The organism is Novosphingobium sp. FSW06-99, assembly GCF_001519065.1.
Lineage (GTDB): Bacteria > Pseudomonadota > Alphaproteobacteria > Sphingomonadales > Sphingomonadaceae > Novosphingobium.
Window position 1 is genome coordinate 76,402 of sequence record NZ_KQ954253.1, and the last position, 15,121, is coordinate 91,522.

At 64.5% G+C, this 15,121-nt stretch carries 17 protein-coding genes; 14 read left to right on the top strand and 3 right to left on the bottom strand.

Annotation, left to right across the window (positions count from 1 at the left end; translation table 11 throughout):
- Positions 1-326: 326 nt before the first annotated feature.
- The gene (locus tag AQZ49_RS05190) at positions 327-1,028 is read left to right on the top strand and encodes an FUSC family protein (RefSeq protein ID WP_197410933.1); all 702 of its coding nucleotides are present in this window, start codon (positions 327-329) and stop codon (positions 1,026-1,028) included.
- Between the two features lie 63 nt (positions 1,029-1,091).
- On the opposite strand, the gene AQZ49_RS05195 is transcribed toward AQZ49_RS05190, so the two are convergent.
- Entirely contained in the window at positions 1,092-1,994 is a 903-nt protein-coding gene (locus AQZ49_RS05195) for an AraC family transcriptional regulator (RefSeq protein ID WP_067613681.1), read from the bottom strand.
- Positions 1,995-2,158: 164 nt separating this feature from the next.
- On the opposite strand from AQZ49_RS05195, the gene AQZ49_RS05200 reads away from it, so the two are divergent.
- The 9 genes from AQZ49_RS05200 to AQZ49_RS05240 all read left to right on the top strand — a co-directional run bounded on the left by AQZ49_RS05200 (position 2,159) and on the right by AQZ49_RS05240 (position 9,903).
- Entirely contained in the window at positions 2,159-2,914 is a 756-nt protein-coding gene (locus AQZ49_RS05200; RefSeq protein ID WP_067613683.1) for an alpha/beta fold hydrolase, read from the top strand.
- A gap of 165 nt (positions 2,915-3,079) precedes the next feature.
- Positions 3,080-4,726: a malonate decarboxylase subunit alpha gene (gene mdcA / locus AQZ49_RS05205; protein ID WP_067613685.1), complete on the top strand. Its 1,647-nt coding sequence runs from the start codon at positions 3,080-3,082 to the stop codon at positions 4,724-4,726.
- Positions 4,727-4,738: 12 nt separating this feature from the next.
- A complete protein-coding gene (mdcC, locus tag AQZ49_RS05210; RefSeq protein WP_067613687.1) occupies positions 4,739-5,056 on the top strand; it encodes a malonate decarboxylase acyl carrier protein in 318 nt (105 codons plus the stop codon).
- The gene (locus tag AQZ49_RS05215) at positions 5,053-5,961 is read left to right on the top strand and encodes a biotin-independent malonate decarboxylase subunit beta (RefSeq protein ID WP_067613689.1); all 909 of its coding nucleotides are present in this window, start codon (positions 5,053-5,055) and stop codon (positions 5,959-5,961) included. Before mdcC ends, AQZ49_RS05215 begins: the two co-directional genes overlap by 4 nt.
- Positions 5,948-6,667 (top strand): biotin-independent malonate decarboxylase subunit gamma, encoded by a 720-nt coding sequence (locus AQZ49_RS05220; RefSeq protein WP_067613690.1) that lies wholly within the window; start codon positions 5,948-5,950, stop codon positions 6,665-6,667. The genes AQZ49_RS05215 and AQZ49_RS05220 overlap by 14 nt, the downstream gene beginning before the upstream one ends.
- Positions 6,660-7,301: a malonate decarboxylase holo-[acyl-carrier-protein] synthase gene (mdcG, locus tag AQZ49_RS05225; protein WP_067613692.1), complete on the top strand. Its 642-nt coding sequence runs from the start codon at positions 6,660-6,662 to the stop codon at positions 7,299-7,301. Before AQZ49_RS05220 ends, mdcG begins: the two co-directional genes overlap by 8 nt.
- A complete protein-coding gene (gene mdcB / locus AQZ49_RS05230; protein WP_067613694.1) occupies positions 7,298-8,143 on the top strand; it encodes a triphosphoribosyl-dephospho-CoA synthase MdcB in 846 nt (281 codons plus the stop codon). Before mdcG ends, mdcB begins: the two co-directional genes overlap by 4 nt.
- A 1-nt stretch (position 8,144) precedes the next feature.
- Complete coding sequence (locus AQZ49_RS05235; RefSeq protein ID WP_067613696.1) at positions 8,145-9,065, top strand: acyltransferase domain-containing protein; 921 nt, start codon at positions 8,145-8,147, stop codon at positions 9,063-9,065.
- Between the two features lie 64 nt (positions 9,066-9,129).
- Entirely contained in the window at positions 9,130-9,903 is a 774-nt protein-coding gene (locus AQZ49_RS05240; protein ID WP_197410934.1) for an alpha/beta fold hydrolase, read from the top strand.
- A 19-nt stretch (positions 9,904-9,922) separates the two neighbouring features.
- Here AQZ49_RS05240 and AQZ49_RS05245 read toward each other — a convergent pair whose 3' ends face one another.
- Entirely contained in the window at positions 9,923-10,708 is a 786-nt protein-coding gene (locus tag AQZ49_RS05245; RefSeq protein ID WP_067613698.1) for an IclR family transcriptional regulator domain-containing protein, read from the bottom strand.
- 102 nt (positions 10,709-10,810) lie between these two features.
- On the opposite strand from AQZ49_RS05245, the gene AQZ49_RS05250 reads away from it, so the two are divergent.
- The 4 genes from AQZ49_RS05250 to AQZ49_RS05265 all read left to right on the top strand — a co-directional run bounded on the left by AQZ49_RS05250 (position 10,811) and on the right by AQZ49_RS05265 (position 14,032).
- Entirely contained in the window at positions 10,811-11,500 is a 690-nt protein-coding gene (locus tag AQZ49_RS05250) for a 3-oxoacid CoA-transferase subunit A (RefSeq protein ID WP_067613700.1), read from the top strand.
- 14 nt (positions 11,501-11,514) lie between these two features.
- Positions 11,515-12,156: a 3-oxoacid CoA-transferase subunit B gene (locus AQZ49_RS05255; protein WP_067613702.1), complete on the top strand. Its 642-nt coding sequence runs from the start codon at positions 11,515-11,517 to the stop codon at positions 12,154-12,156.
- 27 nt (positions 12,157-12,183) lie between these two features.
- Positions 12,184-13,392 carry a 3-oxoadipyl-CoA thiolase gene (gene pcaF, locus AQZ49_RS05260; RefSeq protein ID WP_067613704.1) on the top strand — a complete coding sequence of 403 codons (1,209 nt, stop codon included), beginning with the start codon at positions 12,184-12,186 and terminating at the stop codon, positions 13,390-13,392.
- A gap of 70 nt (positions 13,393-13,462) precedes the next feature.
- Positions 13,463-14,032, top strand: coding sequence for an alpha/beta hydrolase (locus tag AQZ49_RS05265; RefSeq protein WP_231738877.1), 570 nt, complete (start codon positions 13,463-13,465; stop codon positions 14,030-14,032).
- Here AQZ49_RS05265 and AQZ49_RS05270 read toward each other — a convergent pair whose 3' ends face one another.
- On the bottom strand, positions 14,033-14,980 hold the full coding sequence (locus tag AQZ49_RS05270; protein ID WP_067613708.1) for an AraC family transcriptional regulator: 948 nt from the start codon (positions 14,978-14,980) through the stop codon (positions 14,033-14,035). It abuts the gene before it with no gap.
- Positions 14,981-15,121 lie beyond the last annotated feature (141 nt).

Genomic DNA, 15,121 nt, shown 5'->3' on the forward strand with positions numbered 1-15,121 from the left:
CAGGTCCGTGTGCATGAAGGCACTGGACATCCGGTTCGCTACATTCGGAAATGGCAAGACGAGTGCCTGCATTCACGAAGCCGACAACTTCAGCGATGGCTGTCGCAGCCATAAGCCCAGATGCCGAGGTTGGGTGCGATAGCGAATGTTCGATAATCACTATTTGCGCTTTTCAAACAGTGCCAAATCGAGCCCTGATGAAACAATTTTATATTTTACTTTCAATGCTATAATTGCCCGCGACCGAAGCATTCCGGAGGCTGGACCTGATCCGCACCGCGCAGTGCCCCAGCCCGATATGCCGGACACACCCGGCGCACGGCACCTTGACCGCGATTGACCAGGACAAGCCGGGCCTGGTTGCACGTCAATTGCGGGCGAAGCGTCGGCTTGACACTGTGACAGACTTGGCGAACCGTGATCGCGACGGGATGTCCAGCCTCGCCATGGGCAAGGAATTACCCGCGAACGCAGGCGGTGGTGGGAAAATTTGGCCTGCACCATACTACTGGAGCGACCGGCAGATGACGGCGACGGGTGTACAGATTGTTCGCGATGCGGCCTTCGTCCTGCGCTGCGCCGGTGCAGCGGCCTTGTCCTATTTGCTGGCCCAGGCAATCGACCTGCCGCATCCGGTCTGGGCGACCATGTCCGGCATCATCGTCGGGCAGGAACACCTGGGTGAAACCGGCCAGGCAACCCTTGGCCGCCTGCTCGGCACCATCATCGGTGTCGCCATGGCGGTATCTGTGGGAGAGTTGGCCGGCCCGCTTGGAGCAGGCCTTGCCGTGCAGATCGCAGTGTCGGTTGCGCTATGCGCGATTGTCGCACGACGGTTTCCTGCACTACGCGTCTGCATGTGGACGTGCCCGATTGTCTTTCTGACGGCAGTCCCGGCTACACCGTTGTACGTGGCAGGCTATTACCGCGGCGCGGAAGTCCTGCTTGGCGGCGTTGTCGGCGCCTTGCTCCACGTCGTGGCCGAACTGGCGATCAGAAAGATCGTTGTGGACGAGGCCCCGGCCTGATCCACACCTGCGCCCGGGCATGAGGCGTTTAATCAGCAACGCAACTTGCTATAGAAGTCTTTGTTATTGCACGATGCCCTGTGCTTGCAGGCCATGATCGGCCCGTGGAGAACGACCAAACGCCATCTTGTAGGCCCGGCTGAATGCCGCCTCTGACTCATAACCGATTGCAAAGCCGATTTCGCCGACCCGCGCACCACCCTTGGCCAGCAGGTCTCGTGCCATGCCCAGCCGCAATTCATTGTGGTACCGCAGCGGTGATCGACCAACCAGAGCGGTGAATCGATCGCAAAAACTCGAACGCGACATGCCGGCAACTGTCGCCATGGCCTCGATGCTCCACCGTTGTGCTGGCCGTTCATGGATGGCCTTCAACGCATTGGCGATGCGGACATCGCCGAGTCCACCCAGCCATCCCGACACCGGCCCTTGCTGGATCCAGCTCCGCAACGTGCGGATGACCACCAGGTCGATCAGCCGGGACACCATCAGGGCGGCGCCGGGCTGGACATCGCCTGCCTCGATCATCATGAAATGCACGATCCCATCAAGCCAATCGGCGCCCTCATCCCGGCGAATGTGGATATATCCGGGAAGGGCGAATACCATGCCTCTCAGGCTGTCGGCATCAAACCGGAAACGGCACAGAGCCATGCCCGCAGGCGCGTCCGATGAGGCCGATCGCAAGATGCAGGCGCCGTGGGGCAGCATCACCAGGTCACCCGTGGCAATTGCAACGGGCGCGGCATCGACGCCTTCGATGTGCAGGTCACCTTCGGTCACAATGCACACATGCGCGGCTTCGGCCTCTACCACCATGTGATCGTCTGGCGCGATGCGGCGCGACGAAACACCATCCCCCGTCAACCGGATGCGCGCCAGAACATGCGACAGCAGGTCATCCGCCGTCGCGGTGACTGATTCCGATTCCGGCAGAATGGTCAAATTTTCCGGTCGGTCGATCATGGCCGAATGCCCCCTCCACGCGTATCAGCGCTTTGCACGGTGCAGAACATTACCTCGTTATTTCAAAGCATATAATCCAATCACAATCATATTTTCGCGATCTGTTCGCCTAGATCGAAATTTGCCGATCTTCCGAGCTTTCGCGCCACAAAAAGGAAACTCTGATGAAACTGCAATCCATCGCCGCCGCCTTCGCCGCCACGCTTGCGCTGGGTACGCCCCTCGCAGCCTCCGCCGCCACCGCCCGCAACGTGGTGCTCGTGCCCGGTGCATTCACCGATAAGTCCAGTTGGGACCAGGTGGCGCACCTGCTGCGCAAAAAGGGCTTCAAGGTCACCGAAGTCGACATCCCGTTGACCTCGCTGGACGCCGACATCAAAGCGACCCGGCAGGTCCTCGATGCCCAGAAAGGCGCCACGGTTCTGGTCGGCCATTCCTGGGGCGGCGTGGTGATCGGCGAAGCCGGCGACGCCCCCAAGGTCAAGGCGCTGGTCTATGTGGCGGCTTTCGCACCGAACAAGGGTGAAAGCGTTCAGGCGCTGTCATCCAGCGGACCTGCAACCGAAGGCCTGAAGGCAGTCCATCCGGACGCCAATGGTTTCCTGTCGGTTGACCCCGCCGCGTTCCCGCATGTGTTCGTCGGCGACATCCCGGCCGCGCAGGGCGAGGCATTGGCCGCCAGACAGCGCCCGATCAGTGCCGCGGCGTTTGGCGCGGTAGCCACTGTCGCGGCCTGGACCGTGAAGCCGACCTACTATGCGATTTCGGCCAATGACCTGATGGTTCCACCGCAAGCGGAAGCCTTTTTCGCCAAACGCATGAACGCCACGACCGTCACGCTGCAATCAAGCCATGCGTCGCCTGTGTCGCACCCCAAAGAAGTTGCCAAACTCATCGAAGAGGCGGCCAAAGGGCACTGATCCAAAGCGCTGTCACAGCTTGCCCGCGCTGCAATCCCACGCCGCCTGGCGGGGGATTGCAACGCGCGGCAAACGATGGCTGGCAATCTCCCGATTGCGCACAAAAAGCCTTGGGCATACATATCGTTACCGCGAGCGGCGGCACACCGTTGAGGAGCGCAGGAAATGGCCGAATGGTGTGAGCAGAGGGACGCGCTGAACCAGCGTCTGGCGGCTGGCCAGTCGCATGCCGCGGGCAAGCGGGTACCTCTCGATCGCCTGCCCGCCTTGCTCGAATCCGTGCTGAGGCCGGGTGACCGCGTCTGCCTGGAAGGTGACAACCAAAAGCAGGCCGAGGCGCTGGCACGCGCGCTTGCGCAAGTCGATCCGGCCAGGGTTCACGATCTTCACATGGTCCAGTCCGGCGTCGTGCTGCCGGAACACCTCGATGTGTTCGAAAAGGGCATCGCGCGGCGACTGGACTATTCATATTCCGGCCCGCAGGCCGCCCGCATTGCCCGGATGCTGTTTGGCGGCAAGATCGCCTTGGGCGCGGTACATACCTACCTCGAACTGTTCGCGCGCTATTTCATCGACCTGACGCCGCACGTGGCGCTGATCGCTGCGGTCAGCGCCGATCGCGACGGCAACCTCTATACCGGGCCCAACACCGAAGACACGCCCACGGTGGTTGAAGCCACAAGCTATAAAAGCGGGCTGGTGATCGCCCAGGTGGCCAAGATTGTCGACAAAGTTCCGCGTGTCGATATCCCCGGCGACCTGGTCCATTTCGTGGTCGAGACCGGGACCCCCTTTTATGTCGAGCCGCTGTTCACACGCGACCCGGCGGCGATTACCGAAACACAGATTCTTACCGCCATGCTCGCGATCAAGGGCATCTATGCGCCTTATGGTGTGCGTCGGCTGAACCATGGCATCGGCTTCAGCACGGCCGCAATCGAACTGCTGTTGCCGACGCTGGGTGAACGGCTTGGCCTCAAGGGCAAGATCTGTACGCATTTTGCGCTGAATCCCCACCCTACGCTGATCCCCGCGATCGAGGCTGGCTGGGTCGAGCAAATCCACTGTTTCGGGTCGGAAGTGGGCATGGAGGACTATGTCGCCGCGCGCCCGGATGTCTTCTTCACCGGCCCGGACGGATCGCTGCGATCAAACCGCGCGATGTGCCAGACCGCAGGGCTCTATGCCTGCGACATGTTCATCGGCTCTACGCTGCAGATCGATCTGGAAGGCCACAGTTCCACGGTGACCACCAGCCGCATCGCCGGCTTTGGCGGTGCGCCCAACATGGGTTCCGACGCGCGTGGACGGCGCCATCCCAGCGATCCCTGGGTCAAGGCGGGGGTAGAGGCGGATCCGCTGGGCAGTCCGGCATTGCGTCGCGGTCGCAAACTGGTCGTGCAGATCGGCGAGACGTTTGGCGAGGGCAATGCCCCGCTGTTCGTCGAGCGGCTCGATGCGCTCGACCTGGCGCACAAGCTCGATCTCGAACTGGCGCCAGTGATGGTCTATGGCGACGATGTCACCCATATCGTCACCGAAGAGGGCATCGCCAACTTGTTGCTCTGCCGTGACAAGGACGAGCGGGAACAGGCGATCCGGGGCGTGGCCGGCTATACCGAAGTCGGCCGTGGCCGCGATCCCGCCATGGTCGCGCGCCTGCGTGAACGTGGCGTCATCCGTCGCCCCGAAGATCTCGCGATCGACCCCCTCGATGCCGACCGGAGCATGCTCGCGGCGCGTTCGATCAAGGATCTCATGCTCGCCTCGGGCGGGCTCTACCGGCCGCCCAGCCGGTTCCGCAACTGGTAGGCGAGGCAGGCCATGGAACACCTGAGTTATACGGTCACAGCGCCAAGGGCCGCCGGTGGAACCCGCCGTCAGGCCATCATCGGGGTCGTCGCATCGGGCAATCTGGAGGTGCTGGCCGAACGGGTGCTGGCGACAGACACGTGCACCGTGGACATCGCCACCGCTGCGCGGGGGTTCGCCCCGGTCTGGCAGGCGGTCATCGCCGACTTCGTCGCCCTGCGCGCCGCCGGAGGGCTGCGCCTGTCGATCAACGACGGCGGCGCGCGCCCCGACACCGTCGCGCTGCGGCTTGCCCAAGTGGTCCGCCTGATCGAGGAGCCCGAAGCATGACCGCCCTGCCATCCGGCCTGAGCTGGCTGGAAGCCAGCGCGCGCCAGCGCCTGGCCGCCCTGCTCGATCCCGGCAGCTTTGCCGAGTTCATCGGGCCCGAACAAAGAGAGCGCAGCCCCCACTTGCGCCTGTTCGATCTTCCCGAACAATTCGATGACGGGATGATCGTCGGCCGCGCAACCTTGTGCCGAACCCCGGTGCTGGTCGCAGCGCAGGAGGGGCGTTTCATGGGCGGCGCATTCGGCGAAGTCCACGGTGCAAAGCTGACCGGACTGCTGCGCGCCGCCGCGCTGCTGGGCCGTGACGTCCTGATTCTGTTCGACACCGGCGGCGTGCGCCTGCAAGAGGCCAATGCCGGCGAACTGGCGATCAGCGAAATCATGCGCGCCATCGTGGATTTGCGCCGGGCCGGAAACCGGGTGATCGGCCTGATCGGTGGCCGGGCTGGCTGTTATGGCGGCGGCGGCCTGATCGCCGGTTGCTGCTCGGCGCTGATCGTTTCGGAACAGGGCCGCATCAGCGTCAGCGGGCCCGAGGTGATCGAGACCAACAAGGGGGTCGAGGAATTCGATTCGCGCGATCGGGCGCTGGTCTGGCGGACGATGGGCGGCAAACACCGCTATCTGATCGGCGGGGCCGATGGCTACGTCGCAGACGACCCGGCCGCCTTTCGCGCGGCCACGCAAAGCGCGTTGGGCCGGTCCCCCGGCCTGGACCTGTCGATGCTCCATGCAGAACACCAGCGACTGACCAGGCGCCTTGCGCGTTTTGGCAACGCGCGGGACGGCACGGATGTCTGGTCGACGCTTGGCATCGCTGACCCGGATGCGATCCCCGGTCTTGCCGATGACGATTTTCGCCATCTGGCGGACGCCTGCAGAGAGGTGGCCGATGACGCTCGCTGATATCCTGATCTCGCTGTTCCCTATGGGCCATGTGGCCGAGGAGCGCGACGGGCTGATCTTTGGCCGGGGCACGCTGCCGGGCGGTGATCCCATCCATATCCTGGGTGTCGTCGACCAGACGGCGCTCGGCGTCGAGGGCGCACTTGCCCTGGCTGGCCGCGTGCTTGAAATCGCCGCCAGCGCAAACAGCGATCCGATCCTGGTGGTGATCGATTCCGCCAGCCAGCGGATGAGCCGACGGGACGAGTTGCTGGGCCTCAGCGAATATCTGGCCCACCTCGCCAAGGCGCTGCTGCTGGCGGAAACATCGGGTCATCGCACCATCGGCCTGCTCTATGGTGGCAGCGCCGCCGGGGCCTTCATCGCGACGGCGCTTTCGACCGGCATGCTGGCGGCGCTGCCCGGCGCGCACCCGGCGGTCATGGACCTGGCGTCGATGGCACGGGTGACCAAGCTGCCCATCGAGGTGTTGACGGCGAAAGCCGAAACCACCCCGGTGTTCGCGCCGGGTCTGGACAATCTGGCCAAGACCGGGGCGATCCATGCGATCTGGGACCCTGCGCGACCGCTGTCGGACCAACTGGCAGAGCTGCTGACAAGCCCCGCCGGTGACGATTGCCGCGCGCAGCTTGGTCTGGATCGCGGCGGACGGCCAAAGGCCGCGGCGATCGCTGCACGGGTGATCGCAGAGGCGCGCCGTGGCTGAACGACTGCCCAGACACACGATGGTGACCGTCGCGCCGCAAGCGTGGCAGGCGCTGATGACGTCGCACCCGAATCTTGCCGTCGAACCGCTGATATCCGGCTGGGCCGATGCGGCCCAGCCGCTGGTGGTGCGCCGCCCCGCTGCGAATGATCCGCCCGGTGCCGTGCCACTCGGCCTGCCGCTGCCGCCAGCCTTTGGCAAACGCCGCATCGCGATTTGCCTGCCCCCATCTGCGATTGTCGAGGCTGCACTGCCACCCCTGCTGCAAGACGTGGCCCGTGTCGTTCCGGACGACTGGCGCCCCACCGTCACGGCGCTGATCACGCTTGATCCCGGCGTGCGGGTGTTCGGCAGCCTGGCCTGGGAACATCTGACCGGTCTCGCCTACCTGACCACGGCATCGGACCTCGACCTGCTATGGGATTTGCCCGCGCCCGACCAGGTGGATCACCTGCTGGCAGGCATCGCCGCCATTGCCCGGTGCGCGCCCATGCGCATCGACGGGGAAATCAGGGCGCATGGCGGCGACGTCAACTGGGCAGAGCTGACCGCCAACGGCGAGGTGCTGGTCAAGGACACCACCGGCGTCAGCCTGATCGCGCGCAACGCATTCCTTGCGCTGGTGCGGCCATGACCGCACTGCCCACCACATCGCTGGCGCAACCCGACACCGATCTGTCGTGGATCGGCGAAGTGGCATCGGCCTGCCTTGAGCAGGAAGCCATGACATACCCAAAGCCGGGCCTCGTCAGCCATGTCGATTCAGGCGCCCACCGCGACATGGATTGCGCACTCCTGTTTCGCAGCGCGCGCACACTGGCGCCCTATTTCGGCACACTGGCAGTGGCTGGCAGTCGCGGTGCCGCGATGGATCGTCTGCGCATCATTGGCCTGGCCGCCGAAGCCGCCATGCTGAACGCCACAAGCGGCACCAACACCCATCGCGGGGCCATCTTCGGACTGGGCCTGCTCTGCGCGGCGGCAGGCACCCGTGCCGCGTTCGGGCTGAAGCGGTCGCTGGGCGAACTGGTGGCCGAACGCTGGGGCGCGGCGATCCTGGCTGGACCGATCCCGCTTCACAGCCACGGCACAATGGCGGGGCGCCGATACGGGGCGGGCGGCGCACGGCTGGAGGCCAGCCTGGGACTGCCGTCTGTCTATACCATCGCCTTGCCCGCGCTGCGCACGGGCCGGTGTCTGGCGCCGAACGACGAGGAGGCCGCCCGCGTGCAGGCCTGCATGACCCTGATCGCCCACGTCACCGATACCAACCTGTTGCATCGCGGCGGGCACGACGGCCTGGCGTTCGCCCAGGCACAGGCGCAGACCTTTCTGGCCACGGGCGGCGTTGGCCATCGCGACTGGCGCGCGCATGCCACGAGCATTCATCTGGCCTTTGTCGAACGCAATCTCAGCCCAGGCGGCTGTGCCGATCTTTTGGCGATGGCGCTGTTCGTTGACCGGATGGAGCGGTGACATGCTGGCACTGCTGTGCGGCGGCCAGGGCTTGCTGTCGGAAACCATGTTCGACCTGGCCGACGGGCAGCCCGGAACCGAGACAATTTTCGCCAGGGCCGCAGACCTGCTGGGCCAGGACCCGCGTGATCTGGTTCGTGGCGGCAACCATGCTGGCCTGTTGACGAACCGCACCAACCAGATCCTTGCCGTCTGCGCGACGCTGGCCACCCACGCCTGCATCGTGTCGGCGCTGCCCGATCACCTGGCCGTCGCCGGCTACAGCGTTGGCGAAATGGCGGCCTGGGCAATCGCCGGGGTATGGACCAGCCAAGACGCGCTTCGCCTGACCGATTGCCGGGCCAGAGCGATGGATGCAGCGGGTGGAAGCGAGGGCCAACTCGGCTATATTCGGGGCCTGGCGCGCGCCGCCGTCGAAAATCTGGTTCGGCGCAACGGCTGTGCGATCGCCATCATCAATCCCGGCAAGCTGTTTGTGATCGGCGGTGACCGGACGGCGGTTGCGCAGGCCTGCGAGGAAGCGGCGGCATCGGGGGCCACCAGGGCAGGTCTGCTCGACGTCCGCATAGCCTCCCACACCTCAACCCTGTCCAACGCGGTCGAGCCGTTTCGGCAGGCGCTTGTGGCCACCACCTGGCATGATCCCGACCCGCGCCGCAAACTGGTTTCCGGTGGCGACGGAGGCTGGATCCATCAGACATCCCCGGCCATCGGCGAGCTGGCCGCACACATTGCGCAACCGCTTGACTGGGCCGCCACGCTGCAATCGTTGGGCGAGCTTGGCACGACACGCGTACTCGACCTCGGCCCTGGCCACGCCCTGGCAGACATGGCGCGCGAGGCTCTGCCCCAGGCCCGCTGCCATGCGGCGAGCGCCTTCCGCAGTATCGATGGCCTGCGCGAATGGATCGGTTCGTCATGATCACCGCAAACCGAACCATTCGCGCAGACAATCGCACAACAACCTTGGAACAAGGACCAGCATCATGATCGACAGACGAACCTTCGTTTCGGGCGCCACTGCCAGCGCCATGGTGATCGCGGCCAGCCGCGCCACCGCGGCCACGCCAGCCACCATTCGGGCGCGCAACATTGTGCTGGCACACGGTCTGTTTGCAGACGGCTCATGCTGGCTCGACGTGATCTCGCGCCTGCAATCGCAGGGCTACCATTGCACGGCGGTCCAAAACCCGCTGACCACCCTCCCCGATGCGGTGGCTTCGGTGCGGCGGGTGCTTGACCGTCAGGACGGACCGACGGTGCTGGTCGGCCATTCGTTCTCGGGCATGCTGGTGACCGAGGCGGGGGTGCACCCCCGTGTTTCGGCGTTGGTCTATGTTGCGGCCCGGGCGCCTGACGCAGACGAGGACTATGCCGCGCTGGCAAAGCAATACCCCACGCCACCGGCGAGCGCGGGCATCGTGTTCGACGGTGACGAGGGCCGTTTGAGCGAAGCGGCCTTTGTGCACGATTTTGCCGGGGATCTTCCCGAGGCCAGGGCCAGACTGCTCTATTCGGTTCAGTCGCCTTTCCAGAAGGCCTTGCTGACAGGCCGGACAACCCAGGCGGCCTGGCGCATCAAGCCAAGCTTTTACGCGGTGTCCACCCAAGACCGCACCATCAACCCCGATCTGGAACGCTTCATGGCCAAGCGCATGGGGGCAAAAACCATCGAAGTGCAGGCAAGCCACTTGTCGCTGATCTCGAAACCCGACGTTATTGCGGGATTGATTGTCGAAGCCGCAGGCGGGACGGCTTGACGCGCCACACTGCGGCCGTTCACAAGGCTTCGAGATAGAGCAGCCGCTGCGCCAATCGTCGCAAAGCGGGCAGGCACCGGGTGCGCAGATCGGCGGTGGCAATGCGCGCGGCTTGCGTGCCGACGTTGAGCGCGGCCACGCTTCCGGATCGCCCCACGACGGGGATTGCGATCGAACGCAATCCCGGCTCCAGTTCCTGATCGACCACTGCAAAGCCCTGTTCGGCAACTTGCGCGAATATGTCGAGCAATGCCGCGCGGTCGCATGTGGTTTTCGGGGTCAGCGGCCGGAGCTCGGTTCGATCAAGATAGGCCTCCTGATCGTGGCGCGGCTGTGCGGCGAGCAGCACCCGGCCCATCGACGTCGCATAGAGCGGCAGACGGCTTCCGACGCGCAGGGAAATCGCCATGATCCGCCGCGATTCGGCCCGTGCGACGTAATAGACCTCGTCTTCCTCTATGACGCCCAGCGAGCAGGATTCGCCGAGTTCATCGCGCAATTGGTCCAGCAGGGGCTGCGCGCGCATCGACAGCGTGCTGGACGACAAATAGGCGTACCCCAGCGAAAGCACCTTTGGCCGCAGGACATAGGCCTGGCCGGATTGGGCCGCATAGCCGAGCTGTACAAGGGTATGCAGGCAGCGGCGCACCGCCGCCCGGCTCAGTCCGGCAGACCGGCTGGCCTGCGCAATGGTCATCGGCCCTTCGTGTTCGGCAAAGCAGCGAAGCACCGTGAGCCCGCGCGCCAGCGACATCATGAATTCAGGATCACCCTGGGTCGGCGCACCTTCCTGATCACTCGCCATAAAGCCTCATTCGTTCGATTACCGAACAATATATCGATTATCGGTTGACTCGCAATACCGCCGACCGACATGTCTGATGAAATTCCGACGAGAGGACCCGTCATGATCGACAAGACTTTCGCGACAGCGCTGGAGGCCGTGGCCGACATCGGAAATGGCGCATCGGTGATGATCGGTGGTTTCGGGACGGCGGGCATGCCGGATCAGCTTATCGATGCCCTGATCGCGCGCGGCGTCGGCGACCTGACCATCATCAACAACAACGCCGGCAACGGCGAGGCGGGGGTTGCCGCGCTGATCAAGGCCGGGCGAGTGCGCAAGATCATCTGCTCGTTCCCGCGCCAGTCCGATTCCCACCATTTCGATGCGGCCTACCGCGCCGGTACAATCGAGCTGGAACTGGTCCCCCAGGGCAATCTGGCCGCGCGCATCCATGCGGGCGGTGCGGGTCTGGGCGCGATCTTCACGCCAACCGGATTTGGCACGCTGTTGGCGCAGGGCAAGGAAACCCGCCACATAGACGGTCGCGACTATGTTCTGGAATATCCGATCAAGGCCGATTTCGCGCTGATCAAGGCACAGCGTGGCGATCGCTGGGGCAATCTGGTCTATCGCAAGACGGCCCGCAATTTCGGCCCGATCATGGCCATGGCGGCCCGCTGCACGATTGCGCAAGTGGCGCAGATCGTCGATCTGGGCGTGCTCGACCCCGAAGCTGTGGTGACGCCAGGCATCTTTGTACAGCGCGTCGTGCAGGTCGAACGCGCCCAGTCACCGGCCGTGGCGGCCTGATCGGGAGACCATCCATGAACCGACTGACCCGCGACCAGATGGCCGAGCGCGTCGCCCGCGACATCCCGGAGGGCGCCTATGTCAATCTCGGCATCGGCTTGCCCACCAAAGTCGCAGACTATCTGCCGATCGATCGGGACGTGTTCCTGCAAAGCGAGAACGGATTGCTGGGCATGGGCCCGGCGCCCACGCCCGGCGACGAGGACTGGGAACTGATCAACGCCGGCAAACAGGCGGTGACCTTGCTCAGCGGCGGCTGTTTCTTCCACCATGCCGACAGCTTTGCGATGATGCGCGGGGGCCATCTCGACATCTGCGTACTCGGCGCTTTTCAGGTCTCGGTGAACGGCGATCTCGCCAATTGGCACACCGGCGAGCCGGGTGCGATCCCCGCGGTCGGCGGCGCCATGGATCTTGCCATCGGGGCCAGGCAGACGTTGGTTATGATGGAACTGCTTACCAGGCAGGGCGACAGCAAACTCGTCGAAACATGCACCTATCCGCTCACCGGGCTCGGCTGCGTGTCGCGTGTCTATACCGATCTCGCCGTCTTTGACGTCGGCCCGGCGGGCGCTGCGGTCGTTGAAATGACGCCTGGTCTGTCGATCGACGAATTGCGCAGGCTGACCGGTCTCCCGCTCGACGCCGCCGTCTGAGCCCCCCAATCAGGAAGGATGCCATCGATGACCGAAGCCTACATCTGCGATGCCGTGCGCACGCCGATCGGCCGCTATGGCGGAATGCTTGCCCGTATCCGTGCAGATGACCTGGGCGCGGTGCCGATGAAGGCCCTGCTGGCACGCAATGCCGGTCTCGACCCTGCGGCGATCGACGAAGTCTTCTATGGTTGCGCCAACCAGTCGGGCGAGGACAACCGCAATGTCGCGCGCATGAGCCTGCTGCTCGCCGGGCTGCCACACACGGTGGCAGGCGTCACGCTCAACCGGCTTTGCGCATCGGGCCTGGAAGCGGTCGGCAGCGCCGCGCGCGCCATCCGCACCGGCGAAATGGACCTGGCCGTCGCCGGCGGCGTCGAAAGCATGACGCGCGCGCCCTTCGTCATGGGCAAGGCAGACACACCATTCGGGCGCAACCAGCAGATCGAAGACACCACCATGGGCTGGCGCTTTGTCAATCCGGCGCTCGACGCGCTTTACGGAACAGAGACGATGCCGCGTACCGGTGAAAATGTCGCCGCCGACCATCGTATCAGCCGTGCCGACCAGGATGCCTTTGCGCTGCGCAGCCAGCAGCGCACCAGCGCCGCACAAGCCGGTGGCTTTCACGCGCGCGAGATCGTTCCGGTCGATGTGCCCGGCAAAAAACGCGGGGAAACGCTTTGCGTTGCGATCGACGAACATCCGCGCGCCGACACGACGATCGACATGCTGCAAAAGCTCAAGGCCCTGTTCGGACCGGATGGCACCGTGACGGCCGGCAACGCGTCGGGCATCAACGACGGCGCTGCGGCCATGATTGTCGCCAGTGAAACTGCTGTGCGTGCGCATGGCCTGACGCCGCGCGCACGCGTTCTCGGGATGGCATCGGCGGGCGTCGCGCCTCGCGTGATGGGCATGGGCCCGGTCCCTGCGACCCGCAAGCTGATGGCGCGGCTGGGCCTTTCGATCACCGACTTCGACGCGATCGAGCTCAACGAGGCGTTTGCCAGCCAGAGCCTGGCGGTCCTGCGTGAGCTTGGCCTGGCCGACGATGCACCGCACGTCAACGCCAATGGCGGGGCCATTGCACTCGGCCATCCGCTGGGCATGTCGGGGGCGCGGCTTGCCATGACGCTGGTGCACCAACTCGAACAGACCGGAGGTCGCCTGGGCCTGGCGACGCTGTGCATCGGTGTCGGCATGGGCCTCGCCCTGGCGGTCGAGCGGGTCTGAGCGAATGGCTGTCGAGCATCCGCGATCATCGTCGAGAGCCAATTCCATCGTATTGCGCCTCGACAATCCGATGCAGACGAACGCACCCCAGGTCGTTTACCTGCACGGTCGTGGCAGCTCGGAACGCGAGGTCACGCGGATCGTCCAGGCGTTTTCCGGCGCAAGCGTCAGAGCCTATCGGGCACCGTTGCGCGAAGGTGCGGGCTACGCCTGGTTCGAAAATCAAGGCATCGGCATTGCCCGCACCGACAGTCTGGCAGCAGAGCTTCCCAAGGTCAGCGACTGGATAAAGACCGATAACGGCGCGCAACGGCCATGGCTGTGCGGGTTCAGCAACGGCGCCGCGATGGCGGCAAGCCTCGCGCTGGCCGAACCGGACGCCTATGCAGGCCTGGTGATGATCGGGGGCTGCTTTGCGACCGACCAGCTTCCGACCGCCAGACTGCGCGCGATGCCGGTGCTGTTTTGCCGGGGGGACCACGACACCGTCATCCCGCCGACAAAATTCCGTCAGGCGCTGACCTACCTGTCAGACCATAGCCGGGCCGCGCTCGATGCGATCACTTATCCCGGCGGGCACGATGTCACGATCGATGTCGTCACCGCAGTGTCGCGCTGGTTTCGGGCCAGGGCGGTCTGATCATGTGAATGCGCCAGAGCGATATTCGCTTGGCGTGCGACCCTGCAAGGTGCGAAACCGCCGGGTGAAATGCGCCGGATCAAGAAATCCGCACTTCATCGCGATCTCGTTCACGGCGGTGAAGCGGTACCGTTCGTCTTCAAGCATCGATCGCGCGCGTTCGATCCGGGCGTGCAGCAATTCGCGGCCGAATGTCGTGCCGGCAGTCGCCAGCAAGGCGTGTAGATAGCGCTTGGATATGCGGTGTTGCGACGCAATCATCGCCGGTGTGATTTCGGGGTCGTAGTGATTGGCCTGGATCGAACGCACCAGCGATCGGATCAGTTTCTGCTTGTAACTGGTGGTTTGAACCTCGAATCCCTGAAACATCAGCATCATAAATCCGGCAAGCTGTTCGGCGATCACTTCGGCTGGCAAGGCATGGTCGCCGGGAGGAAGATCGGCCAGCTCGCTCAACATCAGCCCAAGCGCCCGCGCCCAGGCCGATTTCCGGTCCACGGGCTGCAGCACGCACGCCGCCGGATCGAGCAGTTTGGTGCGCAGCCAGGTCTCGTCGACCGACACACAGATGCAATCGATCTTTGACGAGGTTTCAAACCGGAAGTCGCTGTTGTTGTCGACGAGCACGAAGCCGCCACGACCAGCCTCCACAACCTGCCCGTTCTGTTCAATGCGCAACGTGCCCTCGCGGATATATTTGAGGTCATAGCGCATCGCGGCCGGCCGCTTGCCCGATACCCGGCGCTCGGCCCGGGACTGGCTGGCGTGGATTGCGGTCAGTTCGACCGGACCGATCCGGCGCTGAACAAAGCGGGCATGGAAATCGGCTTCATCGACAGGACCAAATTCGAGATCGCCGATGTGCGCCCTCGCCTCCTCGACCCAATCCGAAAATGCCCGGGGTATCAGGCTGGATCCGCTCGACCAGCGATGGTGCTCGGCTATCATGGCTCTCTTCCCCCGTGGGACCGTCGATCGATGCGCCAGACCCACGCAATGTTATGCACTCAGGTGCAACTGCACTTGGCGGCAACGTGATATTGGCAGGTCTATACTGTGCCGCGACCAGCCTCCACCAGGCAGACCGGT

What these genes read in the sequence shown, in the direction of transcription:
- AQZ49_RS05195 (WP_067613681.1), bottom strand. Translation starts at nt 1,994, where the DNA reads ATGATCGACCGACCGGAAAATTTGACCATTCTGCCGGAATCGGAATCA.
- AQZ49_RS05200 (WP_067613683.1), top strand. Translation starts at nt 2,159, where the DNA reads ATGAAACTGCAATCCATCGCCGCCGCCTTCGCCGCCACGCTTGCGCTG.
- mdcA (WP_067613685.1), top strand. Translation starts at nt 3,080, where the DNA reads ATGGCCGAATGGTGTGAGCAGAGGGACGCGCTGAACCAGCGTCTGGCG.
- mdcC (WP_067613687.1), top strand. Translation starts at nt 4,739, where the DNA reads ATGGAACACCTGAGTTATACGGTCACAGCGCCAAGGGCCGCCGGTGGA.
- AQZ49_RS05215 (WP_067613689.1), top strand. Translation starts at nt 5,053, where the DNA reads ATGACCGCCCTGCCATCCGGCCTGAGCTGGCTGGAAGCCAGCGCGCGC.
- AQZ49_RS05220 (WP_067613690.1), top strand. Translation starts at nt 5,948, where the DNA reads ATGACGCTCGCTGATATCCTGATCTCGCTGTTCCCTATGGGCCATGTG.
- mdcB (WP_067613694.1), top strand. Translation starts at nt 7,298, where the DNA reads ATGACCGCACTGCCCACCACATCGCTGGCGCAACCCGACACCGATCTG.
- AQZ49_RS05235 (WP_067613696.1), top strand. Translation starts at nt 8,145, where the DNA reads ATGCTGGCACTGCTGTGCGGCGGCCAGGGCTTGCTGTCGGAAACCATG.
- AQZ49_RS05240 (WP_197410934.1), top strand. Translation starts at nt 9,130, where the DNA reads ATGATCGACAGACGAACCTTCGTTTCGGGCGCCACTGCCAGCGCCATG.
- AQZ49_RS05245 (WP_067613698.1), bottom strand. Translation starts at nt 10,708, where the DNA reads ATGGCGAGTGATCAGGAAGGTGCGCCGACCCAGGGTGATCCTGAATTC.
- AQZ49_RS05250 (WP_067613700.1), top strand. Translation starts at nt 10,811, where the DNA reads ATGATCGACAAGACTTTCGCGACAGCGCTGGAGGCCGTGGCCGACATC.
- AQZ49_RS05255 (WP_067613702.1), top strand. Translation starts at nt 11,515, where the DNA reads ATGAACCGACTGACCCGCGACCAGATGGCCGAGCGCGTCGCCCGCGAC.
- pcaF (WP_067613704.1), top strand. Translation starts at nt 12,184, where the DNA reads ATGACCGAAGCCTACATCTGCGATGCCGTGCGCACGCCGATCGGCCGC.
- AQZ49_RS05265 (WP_231738877.1), top strand. Translation starts at nt 13,463, where the DNA reads ATGCAGACGAACGCACCCCAGGTCGTTTACCTGCACGGTCGTGGCAGC.
- AQZ49_RS05270 (WP_067613708.1), bottom strand. Translation starts at nt 14,980, where the DNA reads ATGATAGCCGAGCACCATCGCTGGTCGAGCGGATCCAGCCTGATACCC.